Here is a 26,161-nt window from a genome sequence, read left to right as displayed (position 1 = left end):
AAATAAAAAAATTTTAATTATAATTTTATAGTTTAATTATTAATATTGTTTAAATTTTTAATTAATTTTTTAAAAATTCTGTAAATTTTTATTAATATAATTTCTTATCAGAAATTAGCTTTCCATTTATCGAATATAAAAGAAGTTACAGCTGAAATTTGGTAATTTTGTTGGTCACCTCTATTAATTATTTTAGGTTTATCATTTTCATCAGGAAAATATGAATTCTCAAGTTTGTTATTAATTTTTTTAATCATGTCTTCATTAAATTCATCAAAAAGACCACCTAAAACTATTATCTGAGGATCAAATATGTTTATTATACTAGAAAGACCGCGAACAAAGTATTTTATAGCTCTATTAATTATTTTTTTACACAATTTATCATTATTTAGATAACCGGTAATAATCTCTTTATAATCAAAAGGAGAATCAAATATATCGTTTAAAAGAGTATATTCTCCATTATCAACTGCTTTTTTAAAATCATCTTCAATAGCTTTTATTGATGATATTGTTTCTAGACACCCTTGTCCACCGCAGATACATTTTTTTCCTTTAGATTTAACTTTCATATGCCCAATTTCTCCTGCATTACCATGACTACCTGTATATAAACTATTATTAACTATAATTCCACTACCAATTCCGTCTACAACATAAATATAAATTAAGTTATCATATTCTTTATCTAACATATGACTCCACTCATAATAGACAGATAGGTTAGCATCATTATCTATATATATTGGGGCATAGTTAAATATTTTATTTAGCTCAGTTTTTAAATTAATACTGCCTAAATAATGAGTTGTAGAATTTATTACTAAGTCTTTATATTCTTTATAGATACCTGGTACTGACACACCTATTCCAAAGATCTGTTCTTCATTTATATCAAACTCTTTATTTTTTAATTTACTCACTTTTTCTATTTTTTTAATTAAATCAACAAAAAGTTCATTATTAACCTCTATTATTTCTTTATCAATTAATTCAATATCTAAATTATATATAGCATAAGCAATCTTTCGTTCTTCAAAACTCATGGATATTATATATTTATTGTCACCTTTAAAGCTTAATAATTTTGGCGGTCTCCCACCTGTTGAATCAGCAGTCATTTCTACAACTAATTCTTTATCCATCAAATCTTTAACTAAATATGATATAGTTGTATGAGATACATCTAACTCTTGCGTTAAGTTCGATCTAGAAATTGGCTGTCTTTTTATAATTTCACTTAATACAGCTTGTTGATTATGCCTTTTTAAAGCTTTAGAATTTTTAATTTCCATAATACCAACCCTCGATTTCTTTAGTATCTTATTATATATATTGAAGATACTTTTAAAAAGTCCTTTAAAAAGTTAAAAAAATATTTAATTTAAGCAGTTTTTTATTAATATAAACTATATACTACTAGACTACTATATTATATCTTTATATATATTTATGGTATAATGTTCATAACTAAAGTAAATAAGGAGGTTATTATGAGTTCAAAAAAGAAAATAGCTATTTTTATCTGTGACCGTTACAGCAGCTGTGCAGGTGGTAAATGTTTTAAAGCTTTACAAAATCGAGAAGGTGCTTTTCAGATTTATAAAGGTAAAGAGGTAGAAGTCGTTGGTTATACAAGCTGTGGAGGCTGTCCAGGCGGAAATATAGAATATGCACCTCAAGAAATGATTAAAAATGGAGCTGAAGTTATTCATCTTGCTACAGGCTTAGTTGTTGGTTATCCTCCCTGCCCACGGATAAACTATTTCAAAAATTTTATTGAAAATACATATAATACAAAAGTGGTAATTGGCACTCACCCAATACCAGAAAAATACTTTAAAAAACATAATATTTTAAAAACATGGGACACTCCTGCAAAAAGAAAACAAATAGAGCTGATTTTAAATGAAGAAGAACTTAGAAAAAGCTACAATTAAATATTTTTCATTTAACTTATAAAGGTTAATTTCACCATTTTATGAAAATATCAATTTGTTTTTATAATAAAGGAGTAAAATAATTTTCCTTGAATATATTAAATAAGAAATAATATAGTTCTACAAGGAAAGGATGTTAAATATGAAAATAATATTATCACCAAGCAAAACTCAAAATCACGAGAGAAAAAGCCAAGAAAAAGGTAAAGATATTCCAAATAAAGATATGACTAAAAAATTATTTAATTATCTTAAAGGATTGTCAAAAAAGGAATTAAAGTCTGAACTAGATATCCAGGGCAAACTTTTAGATAGGACATATGAACTTTTTCAAAACCACAGTTTTGAAGATCAAACAATTCCGGCTATTGAATGTTATAATGGCTCAGCTTTCAAACAAATTGATTTAGAGAGCTATAATAAAGAGCAATTTTCATATATGCAGGAAAAGCTAATTATAATTTCTCCGATGTATGGTCCACTGCATTCAAATACAGAAATCTGGCCTTACAGGTTGGAAATGAGGCTTAAACCTAATGGAATCAATCTTTATGAATACTGGCAGGAAGTAATGAAAGAGTATTTTTCTGATGTTGATTTAATTATAAATTTAGCTTCAAATGAGTACAGCAAAGTCGTTGAAAAAAATTATGAAGGAAAGATAATAGATTTTTATTTCAAAGAAGAAAAAGAGGATGGCAGCCTTAAAACAGTCGGTTATTATGTTAAACATAATCGAGGCAAACTGCTCAATGAATTGATCAAAAAACAGGTTGAAAGCATAGATCAAATTAAAGAAATTAATTTGGATGGATATGTTTTTAATGAAGATCAATCTTCTGAAAATGAACTTTATTTTATTAAGCCCTTTGAAAAATAAATCTCTTTTTTTATGATTTTTTTCAGACCCGCTGCAAGGCGGGTTTTTACTTTTTAAAAAAGTAAGCAGCCTCAATCATGACCTATACAGAAATTGGACTGCTTAATCTTATTATTGTAAAACTATAAAATTAGATAAATGTTAATTTAAACTGTTTTGCCAGGGTTTAAGATATTCTGCGGATCAAAAGTATTTTTTATTCCCCTCATTAAGCCAAGCTGAACCGGGCCAATATCTGCATGTAAATATTCTTTTTTTGCAATTGCAATTCCGTGTTCTCCTGATACTTTACCTTTCATCTCTCTAGACTTAGCATAGAGTTCATCCATAACTGCCTTATTCCTTTTCTGCCAGGTTTCATCATCTAAGTCATCTTTTAAAGTATACAGATGTAAATTTCCATCTCCAGCATGACCAAAACCACGTATCCGTAATTTATGTTTATCCTCTAAATTATGAGTAAAATTAACAAAATCAGCAACTTTATTCCTAGGTACAACCACATCACATTCATCTAGCTCACTTACTGCTTTTAGTGCCTCAAGCAAAGCTCCTCTTGTATCCCAGATTACATCCTGACGCTCATCTGTATTAGCAATATATACATCATAGGCATTATTCTCTAAGCAAACATCAGCGGCTACTTCATATTTTTTCTCTATTTCTTTTTTATCATTACCATCAAATTTAAGCAAAAGATAGGCTGGAGCAGATGTATCTGGAAATTCTTTACCTAAATAATCAGTTGCAGCTAATAAAACCTCTTTTTCCATAAATTCAATTCCTGTTGGAACTATTTTAGCATTAATTATTTCTGGTACAGTTCCAATTGCTTCTTCTAGACTGTCAAAAGGAATTAATAAGGTTAATGCTTTTTTTGGCATTGGAACTAATTTTAAAGTAATCTCTGTTACAATCCCTAAAGTACCTTCAGAACCAATTATTAAATCTTGAATACTATAACCAGAACTATTTTTAACAACTTTACCTCCAGTATCAATTATTTCTCCATTGGGAAGTACAATTTCCATCCCCAGCACATAATCTCTTGTAACACCATACTTAACAGCTCGCATTCCACCTGCATTAGTTAGTACATTACCACCTAAGGTTGCACTTTTTTCGCCTGGATCTGGTGGATACATAAAGCCTAAATCATTTACTTTTTCGGAAAAATTCATCAAAATTACTCCCGGCTGCACTTTAGCAGTCAAATTTTCCTCATCAATTTCAATAATTCGATCCATGGAAGTTGTTAATAATAAAATACCAGCTTCCATAGCAACTGCTCCACCACAAAGTCCTGTTCCAGTCCCTCTGGGAGTTACCGGTATATTTCTCTTAGAAGCAAATTTCATTACTTGAGAAACTTCTTCGGTGGTTTCAGGTTCTATCATAATTTCTGGAAATGCTTTCAATTCTGCTAATTCATCATGAGAATAATCCTCATTTATATCCTCTCTTAAAGTTACACGATCATCATCTAAGATATCTATTAATACTTCTATATCTTCTTTTGTTATTTTATTATAATCCATCAATTTTCCTCCTTTAACTCAGTGTTTTTAAATTGCAACTGCTTCTTTTTCTATTTTTTTAAATACATTCTCTCCATTTTTAATTTTTTCAATTAATTTTGGTACAATATTATATAAATCTCCAACCATACCATAATGAGCCACATTAAAAATGCTTGCCTCAGGATCACTATTTACCGCAAAAATATGTTCTGAACTTTTCATGCCTGCAACAAATTGAACTGCTCCCGAAATACCTAAGGTAATTATTAATTCTGGTCTAACTGATCTACCACTTAAGCCAATTTGCTGGTGATGGCCGGTCCATCCTTTTTCAATTAAAGGTCTAGTTGTTCCAATTTTAGCTCCTATGAGATCGGCAAGTTCTTTGATCATCTCTAAGTCTTTTTCTTCCCTTATTCCTCGACCAACAGCTATAATTTTATCTGCATCTTCAATACTTTCTACTTCAGGTTTTTTAGTAATGCTGATAAAATTTGATCTTGTTTCTAATTCTGCTTCCGGAACACTAAAGTTTATAATTTCCCCTGTTGGATTATCAACTTTTGCAGCTGGCTCCATAACTTTATAGCGCATTGTTGCCATCTGGGGTCTGGTTCTAGTAGTTAAAATTCTAGCCATTATATTACCACCAAAAGCAGGTCTTGTCTGAACCAAATCTGTATTTTCTCTTACATCTAAAATGGTGCAGTCAGCAGTTAAACCTGTTTTGAACCTGGTTGATATTCTGGGGGCGAGTGAGCGACCAACTGGAGTTGCTCCAATTAAGATAATTGTTGGCTTAGTTTTTTCAACACAATCTTCAAATGCTCGAGCATAAGCCTGAACATCAAAATGATGAAGTGCTTTTTGGTTATAAACATAAATTTTATCAGCACCATGTGCCAAGATTTCATCAGTCTGATCCATTAAATTATGCCCAAGTAAAATAACATGAAGTTCCTGATCTATTTTATTAGCTAATTCTCTTCCTTTGCCCATTAATTCATAGGTTACCGGATGTACTTCCCCTTCAATTTGCTCTGCAAAAACTAAAACATCAGTATATTGACTTTTATCAACGCTTGCTCTCTGATCTTTAACAGGAGTAATAAGACCTTCCGGACAGCTATCAACACATATTCCACAAGCTTTGCAGGCTGAATTCATTTTTATTTTACCATCCACTACAGCAATGGCATCAAATGGACAAGCATCAATACATTTTTCACATAAGGAACAATTTACATAACCAATATCGTAGTTGCTCATATAACTTTCAACTCCTTTAATTCATTAAATAATTTCTCTGACAGTTCTTCGCCATTTCCAGTCCACATTACTTTTTCAATATTATCATCTGGAGGAAATACTTTTTCTACCTGAGTTGGAGAACCCTTTAAACCAAAATTGTTTTCATCATCATCAAGCAAATCAGCAAAAGTAAGAGTTTCAATTTTTCTATCACGTGTATCAAGTTTAAGTCTGTATGATGGAAGCCGCGGTTGATTTACCTCTTTAGTAACTGTAATCAAACCGGGATAACTAAATTCTACAATTTCAATTGTTTCTCCCATATCTTTTTCAACAATAATTTTTTCCCCATTAGACTCCTTTATTGAACTAACATAGGCTACATGTGGAATTTTTAAAGTTTCTGCAATTGCAGGTCCCACCTGTGCTGTATCTCCATCTGTACTTTCCATACCACATATAATTAAATCATAGCCATTTTTCAGCCCGATAACTTCAAGTCCTTGACTTAATGTATAACTAGTAGCTAAAACATCAGCACCCGCAAACTTAATATCAGATAAAATATACCCTTTATCTGCCCCCATCATATAAGCCTCTCTAATAACCTCTTTAGATTGTGGAGGCCCCATTGTAATTGCTGAGACTGTTCCTCCATGCTCAGCTTTCAATCTTAAGGCTGTTTCTAATGCATACATATCATGGGGATTCATTATAGAGTCAACACCATCACGAATCAGATTTCCATTTTCATCTACTTCAACATCTTTAGTTTCAGGAACCTGTTTAACACAAACTAATATTTCCAATTATTACACCCCTTTTAAATTATAAAATTCAAACCCACTGCTAAAATAATATTCTATCCTCTTGATTAATAAAAATACCTCCTTTTATAAATGATTTAATTAAAAAAAATAGGAATGATGGTCAGACCATTAAAGTTAAAAAAATATTTTGACTATTTTAACTTATGTTTTATTCTATATAATTTTTTGATAATTGTCAAGAGAAGCTAATAATAACTATTTTATTTTGCTTGTCACTATAACTCAAATAATATCCAAAGTCCTCTTTTCAAAGGCAATCTCACAAAAAAGAGGACCTATTAAAACCAACTAAAAAATCAAAGTCTCAAACAAACTAATATATTATAATCTTTATCTTCAGCTTAAATTAACTTTTCCACTAGCTTTTTTTCTGGAGAGGAAATTAATTTTTTACCTAATAAATACTTTTCGTTATCTTTATTTGCTAATTCAGCAGCATTTAATCCCTGCTGGCAGGCTTCTATACTACCTGTAAAAATAATTAAAGATTTCCCCGCTGTTCTCATTCCCAACACTATTTTTAAAAATTCTATTTCAGAAGCTTTTACAGCAGCATCAGCAGCAATAATCCCAGAAGCAATACTTGAATATTCAAGAATACCAAGCGCCTTAATTTCTCCAATTTCATTATTTTTACCTTGAATTATATCAATTAAACTTTTATTTATTTTGGGGATTACAAGTTCTTTCATAAGATCTTTTTTAGCCACTTCAACTCCAGCCTTAACTGAAGATTTAACAGCACTAAGATCACCAGAGATTAGAACAATATATTTCCCCGGACATATGTATCTCGCACTAATTAACTCCACATCAGCAGCCTTAATCATCTGATTACTAGCCTCAATACCTGACGATATTCTTTTAAATTCTAATAATCCAATTGTATCAATCATTTTTTTCACCCCATTTATAAATTTTAATTCAAAATATATTTAGCTAGTGACCTTTGTATTTTTAATATATCACTAGATTTTTTACCGAACTTTTTTTCAAGAGGACCAGTAATTCCAGCAACCCATAATTTCAATTCTGCATCTCTATCAAAAGTTCCTGCTGATTCTATACTGAAATGTCTAATATTTTTATATGGAACTGAATGATATTCAACTTTTTTGCCAGTTACGCCCTGTTTATCAACTAAAATAAGTCTTTTGTTTGTAAAAACAAAATAATCTCTTAATACTTTATATCCACCTTCAATTTTTTCTCCTTCGATAATTATCTCTTCTAATTCACTTTCCAATTTTTCTAAATCCATCTCACCTGCATTACCTAAAATTCCATCTAACAAACTCATATAAACACTCCCTTATTTATATGATATACCATTTATGAATAAAATGAAATTAGTATTTTAAATATTTATCTATCATTGAAAATAATTTATCTTTTTTTATTGGTTTAGTCAAATGATCATCAAATCCTTCACTCAGAGATCTATCTTTATCAGAATCTAAAGCATATGCTGTTAGTGCAATCACTTTAGTTTTTTTAAGTTTATTTTCTATTTCTAATTCTCTAATTTTATTTATTGCTTGATAACCATTCATCTTAGGCATTTGGATATCCATTAAAATAAGGTCATAACTATTATTATTAAATTTATCTAAAGCTTCAAGACCATTTTCAGCCATTTCAAATAAATAATCTTTTTTTTCTAAAAAGGCTCTAATTAAAAAGCGATTATCCGGATTATCTTCTACTACAAGTAGTTTTTTGCTTTTATGATCAGATGTATCAATTATAGTTTTCTTCTCATCAAGTTGACTCTTTATAATATTTTTTTCTTTTTTTTGATTGTAAATTCTACCAGCAGCCTTTTCAAGCAGATCAAATAAATCTTTTTTTCGAATAGGTTTCATCATATAATCATCAATAAAACATTTATTTTGGGCCAAATATTTGTTTTCAAAATCCGAAGATATAATTATTATTTGTAAATTATTTAAACTAAATTTGTTTCTAATTTCTTCTGCAGTCTTCAAACCATTTTTTTCTGGCATAAAGTTATCCATTAAAATAATCTGATAAGGATTTTTAGATTTTATACTTTCTGCAACAGCTTCTACTGCCTCTTCCCCACTTCTTGCAGTACCAACTTCAGCACCTTTATCAGCTAGTATTTCTTTAAGAATAAAAATATTAGTTGGATTATCATCCACAGTTAAAATTCTCAAATCATTAAATTGTAATGCTTTATCTTTTTGCTTATCAAAATTATTATTTGGAATTTCAAATGGCAAAGAAAAATAAAAGGTGCTGCCAAGTTCTAGACTACTTCTAAGCCATATCTCTCCTCCCATTATTTCTACTAACTGCTTAGAAATAGTTAGTCCCAGTCCTGTACCACCATACTTGCGGGTGCTTGAGGCATCAGCCTGAGTAAAACTATCAAATATCTGCTTTTGTTTTGCTTCCGCTATCCCAATCCCTGTATCTTTAACTGCAAAAATCACTTTATTTTTACCTTTTTCTTCAAAATCAGTATCGATTCTCAAATCTAAAAAAATCTGACCACTTTCAGTAAATTTAACAGCATTCCCCAACAAATTAATTAAAACTTGTCTTAAGCGCTCTGGGTCACCAATTACACATTCTGGTACTGCAGATGAAATTCTTAGAGGCATTTCTAGACCTTTTTTATAAGCTCTAACCGAAATCATTTCTGCAACATTTTCAACTATATTTATCAGATTGAATTCTTTATTTTCTAGCTCTACCTTACCAGCTTCTATTTTTGATAGATCAAGAATATCATTAATTAAAGTCAATAAACTTTCTCCAGAATTTTGAAAGATATTAACATATTTTTTCTGCTGCTCACTTAAATTAGTATCCTGCAGCAGTTCTGCCATTCCAATTATCGAATTCATTGGAGTTCTAATTTCATGACTCATTGTTGATAAAAACTCTGATTTTGCTTTTGAAGCCTCTTTAGCCTTATCGCGAGCTTGCTTTAATTCAATATTTCTTAACTTTAACTCTTTCGAATATTCTTCTAACTTTTTCAGTGCTTCGACTTTTTCGCTTATATCAACATAGACAATTTGGGCTAAATTTCTACCGTCTAAGTTAATAGCACTTCCTCTTATTAATACATCTATTGTTGTTCCATCTTTTTTCCTGTGTTTTGTTTCAAACTCTAATTTCTCACCTTTTCTTATCCTATCTAATTTATTATAAATTAAATCCTTATTATCTAAAATTTCGTAATCCTCTATTTTAAGTTCAGCAAATTCTTTTTTAGTATAGCCAAGCATCTCACAAACAGTATTATTAAACTCAACTGCTTTAGCTGTTTCTGGATTAATCAAAGCTACACCAAATAATGTTTCATCAAAAATTTTTTTAAATTTCTTTTCATATTTTTTTCTTTCAGTAATATCAAAATTAACACCTATTGCTTCAGTTACATTACCCTGGTCATCTAAAACTGGTTTCCCATAAGCTTTAATATATTTAAAACTACCAGCATCTGTTTTTATTCTAAATTCATGGTCAAAGATCTCATTATTCTCTACTGCCTGCTTAAATTTTTTAGAAGTCTCTTCTCGATCTTGATAATAAATATGCTCAGTCCAACTTTCATAACTATATTGATCATCATTTTCAATCTCGTAAATTTTTAGCATATATTCATCCCAAATTAATTCATCATTTTCTACATCTAACTTCCAGACACCTATTTCAGCAGCGCTAGTAGCTAGTTTATATCTTCTGCTAAGTTCTTTTTTTTCTTCTTCAAGCTTTTTTCTTTCCGAGATATTACGTGCACTACCTACAATATGTGTAACTTCACCATTTTTTAAAACGGGACTTAATTTAGTCGACCATACTTTTTTACCACTAGGTAAATTTAAGACTTCCTCGTAAGTAATAGTTTCTTTTTTATCAAGACATTTTTGATAACGCTTTCTTACTGCATTACCTGTTTCTACTCCAAGAACTTCTACAGGTGTTTTACCTGCAATCTCTTCTGTTCTCATGCCTGTTAAATTCTCGTGAGTAGGATTTAGTTTAAGAAATCGAAAATTTTTATTTTCATCTACTTCTATTATAAAAAGTGCATCTTGTGTATTATTAAAGACTATCTCATATTCTTTTTCTAAATTAAATTTAGGCAAAATATCCCTCCTTTTACTTTTTTTCATAGATGATTTCTATATTAGCAAGATAATCTTTTAATTTATAAATCAGCTTTTTAATTTTTTGTTCATTTTTCAACTCAGCCATTTTTTCAATCTGGCTCCCAACTTTAGTTAAATAATCAAAACCATAGCCACCACCAGACCCTTTTAGACTGTGGCCAATAATTCTGATTTGATCAAACTTTGATTCTTTTAATAATTTTTCCAGCTGCTTTATATCTTCTTCTCTATTTTCTAAAAACTGTGGAATTAAAAATTCAAGATCTGAATCAATATAAACTTCATTTTTTGCCATTTTAATAGCCTCCTTCTAGCAGCTTTTATTTAAGCCTAAACTCAATTTATTCGAATTTTTGATATACCACCTGGTTTTTTCCATTTTCTTTTGCCTGATACAATGCTTGATCTGATTTATCAATAAAAGAATTAACTAACTGCTGGTCAATTTCTTGGTCTGTACAAATACTACTAACTCCTAAACTGACAGTTACACAATCAGCTGTAATAGAATTTTCATGTTCCAACTCCAGCTCCATAATTTCTTTTCTAATATCTTCTGCAATTTTTACAGCACCTTTTTTAGCTGTATCAGGCAGAATAACAGCAAATTCTTCTCCCCCATAACGCGCAGCAAAATCAGCTGCCCTTTTAGTGTTTTCAGTTAAAACTGAAGCTACCTCTTTTAAACACTGATCCCCCTGTTGATGGCCGTAAGTATCATTATAGGCTTTAAAATTATCAATATCTATCATAATTAAAGATAGTGGATCATTTTCTCTTTTAGCTCTTTTTAATTCTTTTTTTATTGTTTTATCAAATAACCGTCTATTAGAAATATTAGTTAAACCATCTACTAAGGCCATCTTCTCAAGTTTTTGATTCATCTTTTTAAGTTTTTTTGAGAGTTCAAGCAGTTCTTTTTCTCTTTCAATTCTTGCTTTAGTTTCTTTTCTTAACTTAATAGCGGAATTAATTCTCACCATAAATTCTATTTTTTTAACTGGCTTTTTTATATAATCCATAGCTCCTGCCTCAAAAGCATCTTTTAAATACTCTGATTCTTTTTGAGCAGTTATCATAATAATTGGAATTTCTTGATAAACAGGATTAGTCTTTACTTTTCTACAGATATCAATTCCATTTTCTGCTCCCAAAACTATATCCAGAATTATTAAATCAACTACTGGATCAGATTTCAAATTATTAATATTTAATAATTTATAAGTTTTTTCTGCAGTATCTGTAAAATTAATTTTTTCAACTTCCAATTTCTTTAAATAATTTTCTAAAAGTCTTTGTATGTCCTGATCATCATCAACAATTAAAATATTTATATTGATCACCTTTTCTATTAATTTTAAATATTATTAATAATATTTATTAGTTATTTAACTTAATTTTAGCATTTTTTGTATAAAGATACAAAAATAATTTAGCTGAATTTATTCAAAAATTCTAATCTATTTTCCCATTCACTGATATACGACTTTTTAGCAGCATCTCTAATTATTTCGGAATAAGTAGGATAGGCGTGGATCACCGACTGCAGTTTTTTTAAAGGCAGGTTAAAAGTTTTTAAAATCTGACAGGCATGTATTATTTCGCCCGCACGATCACCAATTATATGAGCCCCCAACAACTTACCTCTTTTATCACAGATGAATTTAGCTTTACCATTTTCAGATTCAGTTACCGCCCTATCTAAATCTGAATAATCAAGCTCATAAACCTTTATTTGATTTCCATATTTCTCTTTTGCTTCAGCTTCTGTCAGAGCAAGATGAGCCAGTTCCGGATCTGTAAAAGTAACCCAGATAATATTCTCATAGTTCATTTTTTTAAAAGCAAGTGGTGATACTGCATTAACTGCAGCAGTTATTCCCTCTTGATAAGATATATGACTAAACCGATAAGGTCCAACTACATCGCCACAAGCATAAATATTATTTATATTTGTCCTCATTTTTTTATCTGTAACTATTCCCTGGCGGCTGGTTTTTAAACCAATTTTATCTAATTTCAGGCTTTCTACATTAGCTTTCCTGCCAGCTGCTATCAAAACCTTTTCTGCTTTGATTTGCTTTACATCCCCATTATTATCAGCAGCAGTTAGAATTATTTTATCTTTTTTTTCAAATTTAACAGCTTCAAATCCTATAAAGAAATTTACTCCTTCTTGAGCCAATTTTTTTCTCAAGCGTTGACTAAAAGATGCTTCTTCTTTTTTTAATATCTGCTCACTTCGCTGAACTAGACTAACTTCAACTCCCAGACGATTAAAAGCCTGGGCCATTTCAATTCCAATCGGCCCTCCGCCAATAATTAATAATGATTCTGGTAACTTCTCAAGTTCAAAAAGATTCTCATTACTTAAATAAGAAATCTTTTCAACCCCCTCTATCGCTGGAATAAAAGGTAAAGATCCCGAAGCAATAATTATTTTATCTGCACTTATTTTATTTTCTCCTACTTTAAGAGTATGATTATCAACAAACTCAGCCTGAGCATCGATAAAGTCAATTCCTTTTTCTGCTAAGACTTTAGGATTTTCTTTTTGATATATTTTTTCTTGAACCGAATGAACATAATCCATTACTCTTTTATCATCAATCTCAAAATCACTTTTAACTCCATATTTATCAGCTTCTTGAATCTGATGAGCAACTTTAGCTGATTTTAATAGAGCTTTACTAGGTACACAACCTTTCCAGGTACATTCTCCACCAAGTCTATCTTTTTCAATTAAAGCAACCTTTTTATTCAAACCATTTGCAGTAAAAGCAGCTGTTAAACCTGCTGCTCCACCTCCAATAACAACTATATCGTAATTATATTTTTTCATTTTATCACCTAAATTATAATTCATCAAAGTTGAAAAAAAGCCTCTTTTTATTTGTTAAAATAAAAAACCCTTCTGATAGAACAGATTTGGTTTTAATCTGTCTAACAGAAGAGTAGAGTATCAACCTTGAAACTTATATATTCTTCTTTATTACCTTAAATATTTTTTTCTATTGCTAATGAAATTTTTTCTGCTGTCAGACCAAATTTTTCTGCAATTTTTTCTCCAGCAGCACTAAAACCAAAGTCTTCAATACCGAAAACTAAAGCTTTTCCTCTTGCAATTCTGTACCAGCCGGTCGGATTACCTGCCTCTATGGCAACACTTAGCTTTACATCTTTTAGAAGCTGTTTTAGATAAACTTGATTCTGATAAAGTTTTTCTTTTTCAAATACAGAAATCACTCTTATTTTATATTTATCTTTAAGCAGCTCTTTAACTTTTTTAGCAGTTTCTAATTCACTTCCAGAAGCCATAACTGCAATCTCTGCTCCAGAAGATTCCGAAACTATAGCAGCTCCTTTTTCAAATTCTTCAGCACTAATTTTTGTTTTATAGGAATCAACAGCTTGCCTGGCCATGACTAACGCTACAGGCTTTTTCTTTTCTTTGACAGCAGAATCCCAAGCCAATCTAACTTCTATACTATTAGCAGGCCTAATCACCCTTAAGCCAGGTATCATTCTTAAGGATTCTAACTGTTCTACCGGTTGATGGGTAGGTCCGTCTTGACCAACATGTATTGAATCATGAGTAAATACATAAATTACAGGTAAATCCATCATTGCTGCCATTCTGAGCGAAGGCCGCATATAATCAGAAAAAGTTAAATAAGTTGCAGTTACAGGTCTTAAACCTCCATGCAGCATTATTCCTCCAGCTGTTGCTGCCATTGCATGTTCTCTAACTCCAAATTTAATATTTTTCCCACCAAAATTGCCTCTTTTAATATCAGCATACTGATCGAGGTTAATTCTGGTTGAGGCAGAAAGATCAGCAGTTCCTCCAATTAAATAGGAAAGCTTTTCAGCTAAAAGTTGATAATATTCTCCAGAATAATTTCTAATTGGCTTTCCAGCTTCTGGCTCAAATCTTAAATCATCAAAATCAATATCAGCATTAAGCTCAATTCCTGATTTAAGTTCTTTAAACTCCTTTTCAAATTTTGCCTGATAGTTATTTTTTAACTCCTGCCACTCGTAAAAATCATTTTTCAGTTCTAAAAGATGCTCTTTAAAATAATCATCCACTTCTGCTGGAACTGCAAAGTCTTCTGGCAGCAGCCCAGCTTTCTTCTTCATTTCAAGTATCTCTTCTTTTCCCAGAGGCGAGGCATGGGCTGAACTGTCACCTTCTTTAGTAGCTATGCCTTTGGCTATTGTAGTATCAGCAATAATGATAGTTGGTCGACTCTGATCTTTTTTAGCCTTTTTAAAAGCAGTTTCTAAATCAGAAAAGCTGCTTCCATCTACAGAAGAGATTACCTGCCAGTTAGCAGAATCAAATCGCTTTTCAATATCATCTATAAAAGTTATATCAGTCGGTCCATCAATTGAAACTTGATTATGATCATAAACAACTATCAGTTTATCAAGTTCCAAGCTTCCTGCCAGAGATGCAGCTTCATAACTTACCCCTTCCATCAAGTCTCCATCACCAGCTACTATATAGGTATAATGATCTATTAATTTATGGTCTGGCTGATTAAACTTTTCAGCCAAGACTTCTTCGGCCAGAGCCATCCCAACAGCATGAGCAACCCCCTGTCCTAAAGGGCCTGTTGTCATTTCAACCCCAGGAGTTACTCCATATTCTGGATGTCCAGGAGTTTTAGAATTAAGCTTTCTATACTCTTTTAGGTCCTCAAGGCTAAGATCATAACCGGATAAATGAAGCAGTGAATAAAGCCAGATTGAGCCGTGTCCGGCAGATAAAATCAGACGATCCCTATTAAACCAGTCAGGCTCTTCTGGATTATATTTCATTTCTTTAGCAAATAAATAAGCACCGATTTCTGCACAGCCTAAGGGCATCCCGGCATGACCAGAACCAGCATATTCCACAGCATCTGCAGATAAAGCTCTGACTGTATCAGCAATTTTTTGCAGCATTAATTTCACTCCTCTATTATCCTTCCGCCATCTTGACTAAAGTTATCTTCCAATATTTTATAGGCTGCAGCTTCTGATTTTGCAGCTGCTATTTTTGCCATCAGCTCACTATTGTTTGCAAAGTCCATTATATCTGTCAGAGCAGGCATATGCCCCTTTTTATTAATTGGGGCCAGCACAAAAATAAATTTAATTGGATCAAATTGATGACCCAATTTAATTCCATTTCTAATAACCAACAGACTAATAGCTGATTCATTAACACCATCTTCAATTCCAGCGTGAGCCAGACAAATCTCTGGTGCAATTGCAATATATGGTCCCTTATCTTCTACAATTTCAATCATTCTTCTAATATATTTTGCTTCAATTAAATCTTTATCTAAAAGCAGCTTTCCTGCCTGCTTTATTGCTTCTTTCCAGTCAATTTCTTCATCAATTATTTTAATCTGATTCTGCTTAAGAAGTTTAAGCAGTCCCGCAGACTTCTCTTTAGAAAGTGACTTTTTATTAACAAGCTCTGCAGGTTCAAGATGTTTTTCAATTTTTTCTAGTGCTTCTTCCAGTTTATCATCTTCTAAATAAGGTTTAAGAAGATCTATGATTTCTTCAGCTTTATAACTTTTTTCTTCCTGCTTAATATTGATCTTATTTTCTATCTCATTTAATGCTTTTTTTTCTTCTCTTTCTGAAAAGATTCCATATTCAATTTCCTTTTTGCGAAGATAAGACTTAATTTTTTCTACATCACTATCATTTAAAAATGGATTGACCACAATCACATCTAATTTTTCTAAACTCAAAGGAATAGTTGAAATAATAAAATCAATTTCATTTAACAGCTCATTATCTTCTAAATCTAAACTGGAAAGACTGGCTGTAATCTCAATTACTTTAAATTCATTATTTAATCTAACTTCTAAAAGATTAGTAGTTCCAACTCCACTTGAACAAACAATTGCTACTTTTGCCTTCTTCTTTTCCTGATAATTATTTCTTTCCAGTGCAGCTCCAAAGTGGATTGTAATATAACCCACCTCATCTTCACTGACCTCTACATAAAATTCGCTCTGTATTAACCTTGCTGCCAATTTTGAAGCCTGAAAAACCTCTGCATATTTATCTTTAATATCTGATAAAAGCGGATTTTTAATCGGGAGATCAAAAATAATTCGATTTACTATAGCCTGCAGATGAATTAATAAACCTGAATAAAGTTTCTGATCAGCTGCAAGATTAACTGAAAAATATTTTTCAACAACTCTGACCATTTCTTTAACCAGGTATTCTAGCTCATTTTCTGCAAAGTCCGCTTTAACTTCTCCCTCTCTCATTTTTGCTCCCAGCAGGTGAATTGTAATAAAAGCAATTTCATCTTCGGGAATTTCAACTGGGAATTTCTTTTCCAGCAGCAGAGCAATTTTTTTAGCAATCTGATATTCTTTTTTATCTTTAACAGCCTGCAATCTCTCTGGAGCAATTTTAATATCCTGCTCAGCTAAAAGTCGAGAAATAGCAAAGGCAACGTGGACAATTAATCCTGTAAAAGCACTATCAGTGAAGCGAATTTTTAATTCTTTTTCAGCTACTTTAACTATCCCCTCGATTTCTGAAAGATTCAGTTCACCTAATAGATTTTTTATTTCCTCATTATAGCCATGGTCTAAGCGGCTTTTAAAATCAACCTTTTTATTACTCTTATTTAAAAGCTCAATCATATTTCCAGTCTCATAACTTTCATTAAGCAGACTCTTCATAGCGTGCCGAATATCAATTTCTGCCCCTTCAATTTGGACTCCATAGTTTCTTCTTCTAATCAGATCTAAACCTCTGCTCTGCAGCCATGCTTCAACTTCATCTAAATCCTTACTGACAGTTGCCGAACTTACATCTAATAGATCAGCCAGTTCGAAAATTAAAATCGGCTCTTTTTTCTGAAAAAGTCTATATAAAATCAGATATTTTCGCATTTTAGCAGAACGAAAATGACGGCTGTTATAAAAATTATTAAATTCAGCAAAAACCTTAAACTGCTCCTCTTCTGTTCCCTCTAAAAGTACCCCAAAATTTGGTTTTTTAATCAGCTTTAACTCATATTTTTGAATCAGGTCTTCTATCTCATTCAGGTCATAACGAATTGTTCTGCTGCTTACATCTAGAATTTCAGAAAGAACCTGTATAGAAACAGGCTCCTTCTGATCAACAAGATATTTATATAATTCAAATAATCTTGTGCTCTTTTTCATTTTAAGCAAACAGCTTCGCTATATAACCAATTATTATACCAACAACTCCGAAGTCTGCATCACCAAAGGTTGTATTTGCAAAACCAAGTGATCCCAGAACCGGCAATAATAATGCTGGTAAGAATGAGATTAAAATTCCATTAACAAAGGCACCGATCATTGCTCCCTTTTTACCACCTGTTGCATTACCAAATACCCCTGCAGTTGCTCCGGTAAAAAAGTGAGGAACCATACCAGGAATAATTAAGGCAAGACCCAGAGGTCCAAGTAAGAACATACTAATCAGTCCACCTAAAAAGCTGAATAAAAAACCAATTATTACTGCATTTGGTGCATAAGTGAAAGTTATCGGACAGTCCAAGGCAGGTTTTGCATCTGGAACTAATTTTTCTCCAATACCCTGGAAGGCTGGAACGATTTCACCAATGATCATTCTTACACCAGTTAGAATAATGTGAACACCTGCTGAAAAAGTAATACCCTGCATCAGTGAGAACATAAAGATGCTCTGACCACCTGAATACTCAGAATAAATGTCACGTCCTGCAATTAAGGAAACTACAAAGAAGATTATAATCATGGTCAGCATTGTAGAAAGAACTGATTCTTTTAAGAAACTCAAAGATTTGGGAACTTCAATATCTTCAGTGCTGTCTTCCGAATCTCCAACTAATTTACCAACAAAACCTGCTGCAATATAGCCTGTTGTTCCAAAATGACCTAAAGCAACATCAGTACCACCAGTAATTTTTTTCATAAATGGTTCTGCTAAAGCTGGGAAAAGAACCATTACAAAACCTAAAATTACAGCTCCAACTATAATTAAAGGTACTCCGGTTAAACCTGCTGTACTTAAAACTGCTGATAATAATGCTGCCATAAAGAAAATATGATGGCCAGTCAAAAATACATATTTTAACGGAGTAAATCTTGCAAAAAGAAGATTAGCTATAAAACCGAAAGCCATTATCAAAGCAGTTTGAGTACCAAGTGTTTGTTGTGCCAGAGCCACTATTGCTTCATTTGTCGGGATAACACCCTGAATATTAAATGCATCCTGAATCATTGGCCCCAAATTATTCAGACTTCCAATTAAAACGTTAGCACCTGCACCTAAAATTACAAAACCTAAAATACTTTTTAAGGTACCTGACATTATTTTAGAAAATGGTTTTTTCAGCAAAGCCAGACCTAAAAATGCCATTAATCCAACTAAAGTTGCTGGTTGATTTAAAACCTCATAAACTAAAAAGTTAATAAAAGATAATAAAAAATCCATAAACTATTCCCTCCTTAAAGTTTTTTATATGCTGCCAGAACTTTCTCTTTAATTTCATTTTTATCTGTCATATTTTTGACACTGATTACTTCAGCTGGATGCTCTATTTTTTCTCCAATCTCTTCACTGGCAAAAATATAATCTGCTTGTTCTCCCATAATAGATGATAAGTCCTTAACCTCAACAGAGCCTTCAATTCCTTCCTGCTCCATAATTTTTTCGATATTCATTTTCAAAACCAGACTGCTACCTAAACCCATTCCACATACTGCTAATACTCTCATGCTTTTTCCTCCTATTGTTTTGTTGGCTGATCAATAAAAATTAAGAATCTTAAAATTATTTTGAATAAAATTATTGCTGTGCCAGAACATCTTCAATATATTTTAAAATCTCCTCTGCGCTTCCCATTTCAGCAATCTTATCAACTGCTGATTCCTCCATTAAAACCACTGATAACTCCGAAATGGTTTTTACATGTTTATCATTGTCAACTGTACCAAAAGCAAAGGCAATTTTTACGGGATCATTATTTTTATTACCAAATTCTACTGGTTCTTTTAAAGTAATTAAACTAAGACAATTTTCTTTTACCCCATCTTCTGGTCTAGCATGCAAAAGTGCAATTCCCTTTCCAATAACCACATAGGGACCATTATCAATAATTGATTGTTTCATTGCTTTTACATATCTTTCTTCGATTTGATCAGCTTCTAGTAAGAGTTTACCAGTTTCATCAACAACTTCTTTCCAATCAGCTGCCTCTACATTTACAGCTATATTTTTCTTTTTCAAAAGATCTAATATCAAATCTTTTCACCTCCTGAAATAATTCTTTTCTTTAACTTCTGTCTCTATTATACTCCTGTAATCCCTGAAATGGCAAGAGTTAATAAACTACTTCTTTTTCTAACCATTGTGGCAAAATACTTAGTTTATTAAAAAAAGCACTTAAAAACTGATCGGAATCAGTTTCTAAGTGCTGTAATCTTTAAGTATTAATTTAAATTAAATTATTCTAAATTATAAAGTTAAATACTTTAATTTTTTGACTTTAAATTAATCTTCAATATTTTTTATCAAAGATAAATCCCCCGTTTTAGCTGCTTCTAAAATTGGAGCCATGTATTCATCTATCATTGAGGCATCAAGTGATATCGGCATGTTTTTTAACTTCATCTCCAGCTGTGGATCTTTGGCTGCTTTTAAAGCTCTTTCGATATGATGATCACTAAAGTCATCAAGTTCAGAGAGTTTTGTGGGGAAATTAATTTCTTCAGCAAATTCTATCATTCCCTCTGCAACTGCTTCACCTAAATCACGCCCGGATAAATTTTCAATATCTTGCTCAATATAGCCATTTCTTTTAAATATATCCCCTAAAACTTTTAATTGTTCTTCTATTGCTGGGGCAAAAAACACAGTATAATAGATATTCATAATCCCACAAGCTCGACCATGACTGCTCACATCTACTAAAGAGAAGCTAGTAAGATGACCACCATTAGTTCCTCCTACCATGATTGAATAAGCTCCTAAATCAGTGGCTAAACCCAGAGCCTCTCTAGCTTCAGTATTCTTTAAATCATTAACAACTTTTGGTGTGTTTTTAACTATAAGTTCAATAGCTGTCGAAGCAATCTCCTTTTCTAAATCATAATTTTCAGCATCTATTCCATAAAATACTTCTAAGCAGTGGGCTATCCCATCAAAAGCACCATCAACAGTAACATTTAAAGGCATTGTTTCAGTAATTTTATAATCAAAAACAGATTTATGAGGAATAATTGCATCATCCACAATTAATTTCTTCTGGCCGCTTACTATATCAGTAACATTAGAATATTTTGTCAGATGAGCTCCAGAGCTTGCTGCTGTTTGAATAGCGATTGTAGGAATTAGATGTTCTTTACTGTGCTGAAGTGCCTCTGTTACAATCCCAGTTCCAAAAAATTCGTCTATATGAGGACTATAATGACCAAGTGAAGCTACTACATTGGCAGCTTTGAGGGCATCTATAGTACTTCCTCCACCAATTACTATTATAGAATCAGCTTCAAAAGTATTTAAATATACTGCTAAACGATAAACATCTTCTCTTGGAGCATTTGGATCAGCACCAGGAAAGATTCTATTTCCAGCAATTTTCAGATTGTTTTTCTTAAGTGATTTTTTAATTTCAGTTACCGCTGTTTCTCGATAAGTATCATTAGAAATTAACAAAACTTTCTCACCATATTTTTTAGCATATTCTCCTACTTCATTTAAGATTCCTACCCCTAAAGCATACTCATCTCCTTTAAAATCATATAAGAGTGCTTTCGCTTTTTCTTTTAAATCCATTCTTGATATGCCTCCCTTTAGTTAATTTTTATTATAAATAATTTATTATTTAATTTAATCACTTTAAATCAATCATAACATATATTATTTACTGCATCAAAAAATGTTAAAATATTCAAATTTAATTTGATTTATATTATTGCTTGAATTTACTTCCAAAAACATAAATCCTGCTAAAATGTGTTAGCAGGATTTATGTTTCATTTAATTAATATTATTTTTCAGCCATTTTTTCAGCAACTTCAACTGCTTTTATAAGGCTAGTGTCATAAGCCTTTCCTTCCCAAGCAATATCAAAAGCGGTCCCATGATCAACAGAAGTTCTAATTATCGGTAGACCTAAAGTCACATTAACACCACTATCAAAACCAAGCAGTTTAACCGGAATATGTCCCTGATCATGATACATGACCACTACAATATCATATTCTCCATTAACCGCTTTTACAAAAACAGTATCTGGAGGAATCGGACCAAATGCTTCTATACCTTTCTCTTTAGCATTATCAACTGCTGGTTTTATTTCGTTGATTTCTTCTTCACCAAATAATCCTTGTTCACCAGCATGTGGATTCAAACCTGCTACTGCTATTTTTGGAGTTTCTATACCGAGATCTTTTAAAGAACTATTAGCTAATTCTATTACCTTTTCGACTCTTTCTTTTTTCAATGTTTTACAGGCATTAAGTAAAGACATGTGTGTTGAGACATGTGCTACATTCAATTTGTCTGAGTATAACATCATTGTATAATCTTTCGTCCCTGTTTTTTCAGCAAAAATTTCTGTATGACCTGGATATTTAAAACCTGCTGTTTGAATGGCTTTTTTATTTATTGGAGCAGTGACAACAGCATCAATTTTTTTATCCATTGCTAAATCAATACCTTTTAAAACAAATTCAACTGCTGCTTTACCAGCATTTTCATTAACTTCTCCCGGAATTAAGTTATCTATATTTACATTATTTAAATTAACAACATTTAACTTATCGTCTTGATATTTAGTACCTAATTTATTTAAATTATCACTTAATTCATTAAAAAACACATTAAAATTTAACTTTTCGTTTATTTTTTTTAATACATTTAAATCACCAATAACAATAATTCTATTTGATTTTTTAAAATGATTATCTTTAAAAGCTTTTAAAATGATTTCTGGTCCTACTCCAGCGGGATCTCCCATTGTAATTCCGATATTATTTTTATAATTATTCATTATTAGACCACTTCCTTAAATATTTAAAGACCTCAATTATAGATTTTTCATTACCAAAAGCTCCAGCTTTTGTAACCACAGGTTTTTTTGATAATTCTTTTCCAGAAAAAACACTTAAAGGTATTCCTGGTAAAACTTCTTCTTTTATTATATTAAACTGAGCACATATTGTAGAGGCAGATTGTATTGCAATATCGCCACCGGTAATAAATAAACCTTTTACATCATCTAAGTTATAAAGTTCTTTTGCCATCATTCCCATAAACTTAGCAATAGTCTTACTTACCTCTTTTTGATTTAAATTATTTTTTTCTCCAATACTTATAGCTTTTTCAACCAATTTTCTTTCTTTCGCAGATCTAATTATAATATCTTTTTTTTCGTTAATACTGTTATCAATTAATTTTTTCAACCTGTTTATTTCCTTTTTTTCTTTGCCAGAAACAACATTTTCTATATTAATATCTAGAACATTTATATTATCATCATTTTCATTAGCATATTTCACTTGTTCTCTTGTCACATCACTAACACTGCCTACAATACCAGCAATAATACTATCATTTGTTGCTTCTTTATTTTTATTAGTTTTTAAATTAAAAGTTTCAGGTAATGTCTCTGCTAATCCAGCAGAGCCGACAAGAAGAGTTTTCAAATCTAAAGAATTTATTGTTTCAGCTATTGTTTTTAAATCTTCTTTAGTAATTGCATCAATAATAATAATTTCTTTTTTATTTTTTATTTCTTCATTCATTTTTTCTTTTAAATTATTTTTTCCTTTTAAAACATCTTTAAGATTAATTAATCCTACACTTTTTTCACACTGCTCAGAAATAATATCTTTAATATAAGAATGTTTTATAGGAGTTATTGGATCATTTGCAATTTCTGTTTTTTCAAGTGGAATATCATGAACAAATTGAATACCACCAATTGTTTTCCTTCCGTTATCAGGTAGTGCAGGTGCAACTATAGCAAGATCAAACTTACCCCCATCCATAACACCATCTATTTCAGAACCGATATTACCTCTTAATGTAGAATCAAGCTTCTTATAAATATACTTAAAAGATTTCTCATTTAATTTTTCTGCTGCTTTATAAGCCTTTTCATATGCTATCTTTGGATCATCAGCTCTACTCTCTGTATCAACAACGACGACATCAATCTTTTCATCTATATTTTCTATTTTTTCTATATCAAAAACTACTACTGTAGTAAAACCATCTTTACTAAAATGTACACCTGTATCGTTAGAGCCTGTAAAATCATCAGCAATTATTGCAACTTTGTCTTTCATAACTAACCTCCCATTTCATCATTAATATTAATAGCTGCTGTCCCAATTTAGAACAGCAGCTATTTGGCTATTTATTATGTTATACTACCTCTTCTCTTCCATTGTTTTCTTGCTCTTCTTTTATGAATCTTTTATGCAGAAAAGCTGTAACTGCGGGTGTTAATAATGCGGTTGTTATAGTTGATGCAGCAACCTGTGGTGTTGCAGTTGCAGCCAGTGCTTCTAAAGTAGGGTCAGCCACAGCTACAGCTTGTGGTGTAGCAACTGCGTTACCAGCTGTACTTGAAGCAGCAGCTCCAGCCATACCAGTTCCTCCTGTTAGCCTATCAGCCCAGAAATTGAAAAATCCACCAATAATACTAGTCATAACACCTAATAAAACTCCAGAAATTCCAGCTGTAATAAGCATAGTAAAGTTAATTCCTGCTCCTAAAGGAAAAGCAAATAAAGGAATAAATACCGGGCCACTCTTTGTTAAAAATTCTTTCATATCAGAGTCAAGATTACCAAGAATCATACCAATAATTATTGGAATAATTACTGCAACTAATGTTATAAATGGAATTCTAGCAATTCCAGCTGTTCCTAAAGCCACCATTGTAAGAAATGGACCATCATTAATAGAAATTATGGAAATAGCTCCTACATCAGTTTCATCCCCAAATTCCCCTACTAATGCTGCATATAATCCACCATTTGTGTTACTCATTGCAGCAATTATCGCTAATGAAGATAATCCAAGAAAACTATCATTTAAAAATTTAGAAACAAATAATCCAATTCCAACTGCAACTATAAACTTAGTTGCAGTTACTACTGTTCCTTTTCTTATAGCTGTTGGAGCAGCTTTTAATTCGATACCAGCTCCCATACAAAGTAGAAAAGCGGCTATAAGTGTTGAAGCGCCATTTTTAAATAATGCTGTTGTAAATCCACCAATTTCTAAAAGTTCGGGAAAGAAAGTATTTGTTAATGCACCGAGAACAAGAGGAACTACCATCATACCACCAGGAATTTTTTCAATAGACTGCTTTATTTTCAATTTCATCACTCCTTAAATTATTTAAAAAGTTTTTAATAAGTTATTATTAAACTGTTGGTGCAATTCTAAATATACCGAATTCTTGATGTCCAAGCAATTCTGCCTTTGGTTTTTCCCCATTTGATACTCTAATCATATAATCAAAGATTTCCTCAGAAACTTCACTCATTGGAACACCATCATCAATTATTCGACCAGCATTAATATCAATATTATCTTCCATCATTTTATAAGTTCTAGAATTACCTGTTACTTTAATTACCGGTGCAATTGGTGACCCTGTAGGGGTTCCTCGCCCAGTTGTAAACACAATTATCTGAGCTCCACCTGCAAGCATACCAGTTATTGAATCAATGTCCTGACCAGGTGTATCCATTACATAAAAACCTTTGCCATCTACTTCTTCTGCATACTCTAAGATACCTTGAATAGTAGCAAATCCAGCTTTATAAATACATCCAAGAGATTTTTCTTCAATAGTTGTAACTCCACCCTGGATATTTCCTGGAGTAGGTTGATTACCTCTTAAATCAACTCCTGAATCTAATGCTCTCTCTTCAGTCCTATTAACAATTTCAAACAATCTATTCTTCACATGTTCATTTAAAGCTCTTTTTGCTAATACATGTTCTGCTCCAATTAGTTCTGTGGTTTCTGATAACATTGCAGTACCACCATATTCAAGAAGCTTGTCTGATGCTCCTCCAACTGCAGGATTGGCTGCTATACCAGATGTAGCATCTGTTCCACCACATTCTATTCCTAATATTAAGTTATCTAGATCTACTTCTTGTCTTTCCATTTTAGCAAGGTCATTTGCCATATCCCTAGCAATTCTAGTACCCACTTCAATAGTTTTAAGTGTTCCACCTTCTTTTTGTATAACTAATTTTTCTACTCTTTTACCAGTTTTACTAATCTCTTCTGCTACATTATCAGGCTCTACACCTTCACAACCTAGACCTACTACAAGAACTGAACCAACATTAGGATTTTTACCTAAGCCTATTAATGTTCTTATTGTTTGATCTTCATCAGGTCCCAACTGGCAACATCCATGTTCATGAGGAATTGCAACAGCCTCACTTATTTGATCTGCTATTTTCACAGCAGTATGAGCTGCACAAACTGAAGTAGGTAATACAAGCAGGTGATTTCTAATACCTACTTTTCCATTTTCTCTTTTATAACCTTTAATTTTCAA

The 26,161-nt window shown here is 31.7% G+C and carries 22 protein-coding genes; 2 read left to right on the top strand and 20 right to left on the bottom strand.

The annotated features are described in order from the left end of the window. Positions 1 to 107: 107 nt before the first annotated feature. Positions 108 to 1,298 carry an ROK family transcriptional regulator gene (locus HSACCH_RS04880; RefSeq protein ID WP_005488308.1) on the bottom strand — a complete coding sequence of 397 codons (1,191 nt, stop codon included), beginning with the start codon at positions 1,296 to 1,298 and terminating at the stop codon, positions 108 to 110. A gap of 198 nt (positions 1,299 to 1,496) precedes the next feature. On the opposite strand from HSACCH_RS04880, the gene HSACCH_RS04875 reads away from it, so the two are divergent. Both HSACCH_RS04875 and HSACCH_RS04870 read left to right on the top strand, forming a co-directional pair. Continuing rightward, a complete protein-coding gene (locus tag HSACCH_RS04875) occupies positions 1,497 to 1,943 on the top strand; it encodes a CGGC domain-containing protein (RefSeq protein ID WP_005488307.1) in 447 nt (148 codons plus the stop codon). A gap of 142 nt (positions 1,944 to 2,085) precedes the next feature. Further along, positions 2,086 to 2,823, top strand: a complete 738-nt coding sequence (locus tag HSACCH_RS04870) for a YaaA family protein (protein WP_005488305.1) — start codon at positions 2,086 to 2,088, stop codon at positions 2,821 to 2,823. 146 nt (positions 2,824 to 2,969) lie between these two features. On the opposite strand, the gene HSACCH_RS04865 is transcribed toward HSACCH_RS04870, so the two are convergent. The 19 genes from HSACCH_RS04865 to HSACCH_RS04775 form a co-directional block, all read right to left on the bottom strand. Further along, a complete protein-coding gene (locus HSACCH_RS04865; RefSeq protein WP_005488303.1) occupies positions 2,970 to 4,361 on the bottom strand; it encodes an FAD-binding oxidoreductase in 1,392 nt (463 codons plus the stop codon). 27 nt (positions 4,362 to 4,388) lie between these two features. Further along, entirely contained in the window at positions 4,389 to 5,612 is a 1,224-nt protein-coding gene (locus tag HSACCH_RS04860; protein ID WP_005488302.1) for an electron transfer flavoprotein subunit alpha, read from the bottom strand. Next, positions 5,609 to 6,403 (bottom strand): electron transfer flavoprotein subunit beta/FixA family protein, encoded by a 795-nt coding sequence (locus HSACCH_RS04855; protein WP_005488301.1) that lies wholly within the window; start codon positions 6,401 to 6,403, stop codon positions 5,609 to 5,611. Before HSACCH_RS04855 ends, HSACCH_RS04860 begins: the two co-directional genes overlap by 4 nt. 362 nt (positions 6,404 to 6,765) lie before the next feature. Beyond that, the gene (locus HSACCH_RS04850) at positions 6,766 to 7,320 is read right to left on the bottom strand and encodes a BMC domain-containing protein (RefSeq protein WP_005488300.1); all 555 of its coding nucleotides are present in this window, start codon (positions 7,318 to 7,320) and stop codon (positions 6,766 to 6,768) included. Positions 7,321 to 7,343: 23 nt separating this feature from the next. After that, positions 7,344 to 7,724 (bottom strand): PH domain-containing protein, encoded by a 381-nt coding sequence (locus HSACCH_RS04845; RefSeq protein WP_005488299.1) that lies wholly within the window; start codon positions 7,722 to 7,724, stop codon positions 7,344 to 7,346. Between the two features lie 49 nt (positions 7,725 to 7,773). After that, positions 7,774 to 10,551, bottom strand: a complete 2,778-nt coding sequence (locus HSACCH_RS04840) for a response regulator (protein ID WP_005488298.1) — start codon at positions 10,549 to 10,551, stop codon at positions 7,774 to 7,776. Positions 10,552 to 10,564: 13 nt separating this feature from the next. After that, positions 10,565 to 10,870, bottom strand: coding sequence for an Hpt domain-containing protein (locus HSACCH_RS04835; RefSeq protein WP_005488289.1), 306 nt, complete (start codon positions 10,868 to 10,870; stop codon positions 10,565 to 10,567). Between the two features lie 46 nt (positions 10,871 to 10,916). Beyond that, positions 10,917 to 11,918, bottom strand: a complete 1,002-nt coding sequence (locus HSACCH_RS04830) for a GGDEF domain-containing response regulator (RefSeq protein ID WP_005488287.1) — start codon at positions 11,916 to 11,918, stop codon at positions 10,917 to 10,919. Between the two features lie 89 nt (positions 11,919 to 12,007). Then, the gene (locus HSACCH_RS04825) at positions 12,008 to 13,441 is read right to left on the bottom strand and encodes a dihydrolipoyl dehydrogenase family protein (RefSeq protein WP_051056328.1); all 1,434 of its coding nucleotides are present in this window, start codon (positions 13,439 to 13,441) and stop codon (positions 12,008 to 12,010) included. Positions 13,442 to 13,572: 131 nt separating this feature from the next. Further along, the gene (gene tkt, locus HSACCH_RS04820; protein ID WP_005488284.1) at positions 13,573 to 15,528 is read right to left on the bottom strand and encodes a transketolase; all 1,956 of its coding nucleotides are present in this window, start codon (positions 15,526 to 15,528) and stop codon (positions 13,573 to 13,575) included. A gap of 5 nt (positions 15,529 to 15,533) precedes the next feature. Beyond that, a complete protein-coding gene (locus HSACCH_RS04815; protein WP_005488282.1) occupies positions 15,534 to 17,774 on the bottom strand; it encodes a BglG family transcription antiterminator in 2,241 nt (746 codons plus the stop codon). A gap of 1 nt (position 17,775) precedes the next feature. Next, positions 17,776 to 19,053 carry a PTS ascorbate transporter subunit IIC gene (locus HSACCH_RS04810; RefSeq protein WP_005488280.1) on the bottom strand — a complete coding sequence of 426 codons (1,278 nt, stop codon included), beginning with the start codon at positions 19,051 to 19,053 and terminating at the stop codon, positions 17,776 to 17,778. 14 nt (positions 19,054 to 19,067) lie between these two features. Next, positions 19,068 to 19,337, bottom strand: a complete 270-nt coding sequence (locus HSACCH_RS04805; protein ID WP_005488278.1) for a PTS sugar transporter subunit IIB — start codon at positions 19,335 to 19,337, stop codon at positions 19,068 to 19,070. Between the two features lie 70 nt (positions 19,338 to 19,407). Then, positions 19,408 to 19,863: a PTS sugar transporter subunit IIA gene (locus HSACCH_RS04800; RefSeq protein ID WP_005488277.1), complete on the bottom strand. Its 456-nt coding sequence runs from the start codon at positions 19,861 to 19,863 to the stop codon at positions 19,408 to 19,410. Between the two features lie 249 nt (positions 19,864 to 20,112). Continuing rightward, the gene (locus HSACCH_RS04795) at positions 20,113 to 21,396 is read right to left on the bottom strand and encodes an iron-containing alcohol dehydrogenase (protein WP_005488276.1); all 1,284 of its coding nucleotides are present in this window, start codon (positions 21,394 to 21,396) and stop codon (positions 20,113 to 20,115) included. A gap of 214 nt (positions 21,397 to 21,610) precedes the next feature. After that, a complete protein-coding gene (gene pdxA / locus HSACCH_RS04790) occupies positions 21,611 to 22,615 on the bottom strand; it encodes a 4-hydroxythreonine-4-phosphate dehydrogenase PdxA (protein ID WP_005488274.1) in 1,005 nt (334 codons plus the stop codon). Next, positions 22,608 to 23,915: a four-carbon acid sugar kinase family protein gene (locus HSACCH_RS04785; RefSeq protein ID WP_005488272.1), complete on the bottom strand. Its 1,308-nt coding sequence runs from the start codon at positions 23,913 to 23,915 to the stop codon at positions 22,608 to 22,610. Before HSACCH_RS04785 ends, pdxA begins: the two co-directional genes overlap by 8 nt. Positions 23,916 to 23,994: 79 nt before the next feature. Further along, positions 23,995 to 24,957 carry a 2-keto-3-deoxygluconate permease gene (locus HSACCH_RS04780; RefSeq protein WP_005488271.1) on the bottom strand — a complete coding sequence of 321 codons (963 nt, stop codon included), beginning with the start codon at positions 24,955 to 24,957 and terminating at the stop codon, positions 23,995 to 23,997. A 46-nt stretch (positions 24,958 to 25,003) separates the two neighbouring features. Further along, positions 25,004 to 26,161 (bottom strand): UxaA family hydrolase, encoded by a 1,158-nt coding sequence (locus HSACCH_RS04775; RefSeq protein WP_005488269.1) that lies wholly within the window; start codon positions 26,159 to 26,161, stop codon positions 25,004 to 25,006.

Source organism: Halanaerobium saccharolyticum subsp. saccharolyticum DSM 6643, assembly GCF_000350165.1.
In the GTDB taxonomy this organism is placed as follows: Bacteria; Bacillota; Halanaerobiia; order Halanaerobiales; family Halanaerobiaceae; genus Halanaerobium; species Halanaerobium saccharolyticum.
The sequence above is the reverse complement of the archived record's forward strand: the minus strand, read 5'-3'. Positions and strand labels throughout refer to the sequence as shown.

Bases quoted from the DNA above. Each gene is read 5' to 3' on its own strand.
- HSACCH_RS04880 (WP_005488308.1), bottom strand. From the start codon at position 1,298: ATGGAAATTAAAAATTCTAAAGCTTTAAAAAGGCATAATCAACAAGCT.
- HSACCH_RS04875 (WP_005488307.1), top strand. From the start codon at position 1,497: ATGAGTTCAAAAAAGAAAATAGCTATTTTTATCTGTGACCGTTACAGC.
- HSACCH_RS04870 (WP_005488305.1), top strand. From the start codon at position 2,086: ATGAAAATAATATTATCACCAAGCAAAACTCAAAATCACGAGAGAAAA.
- HSACCH_RS04865 (WP_005488303.1), bottom strand. From the start codon at position 4,361: ATGGATTATAATAAAATAACAAAAGAAGATATAGAAGTATTAATAGAT.
- HSACCH_RS04860 (WP_005488302.1), bottom strand. From the start codon at position 5,612: ATGAGCAACTACGATATTGGTTATGTAAATTGTTCCTTATGTGAAAAA.
- HSACCH_RS04850 (WP_005488300.1), bottom strand. From the start codon at position 7,320: ATGATTGATACAATTGGATTATTAGAATTTAAAAGAATATCGTCAGGT.
- HSACCH_RS04845 (WP_005488299.1), bottom strand. From the start codon at position 7,724: ATGAGTTTGTTAGATGGAATTTTAGGTAATGCAGGTGAGATGGATTTA.
- HSACCH_RS04835 (WP_005488289.1), bottom strand. From the start codon at position 10,870: ATGGCAAAAAATGAAGTTTATATTGATTCAGATCTTGAATTTTTAATT.
- HSACCH_RS04825 (WP_051056328.1), bottom strand. From the start codon at position 13,441: ATGAATTATAATTTAGGTGATAAAATGAAAAAATATAATTACGATATA.
- tkt (WP_005488284.1), bottom strand. From the start codon at position 15,528: ATGCTGCAAAAAATTGCTGATACAGTCAGAGCTTTATCTGCAGATGCT.
- HSACCH_RS04815 (WP_005488282.1), bottom strand. From the start codon at position 17,774: ATGAAAAAGAGCACAAGATTATTTGAATTATATAAATATCTTGTTGAT.
- HSACCH_RS04810 (WP_005488280.1), bottom strand. From the start codon at position 19,053: ATGGATTTTTTATTATCTTTTATTAACTTTTTAGTTTATGAGGTTTTA.
- HSACCH_RS04805 (WP_005488278.1), bottom strand. From the start codon at position 19,337: ATGAGAGTATTAGCAGTATGTGGAATGGGTTTAGGTAGCAGTCTGGTT.
- HSACCH_RS04795 (WP_005488276.1), bottom strand. From the start codon at position 21,396: ATGGATTTAAAAGAAAAAGCGAAAGCACTCTTATATGATTTTAAAGGA.
- pdxA (WP_005488274.1), bottom strand. From the start codon at position 22,615: ATGAATAATTATAAAAATAATATCGGAATTACAATGGGAGATCCCGCT.
- HSACCH_RS04785 (WP_005488272.1), bottom strand. From the start codon at position 23,915: ATGAAAGACAAAGTTGCAATAATTGCTGATGATTTTACAGGCTCTAAC.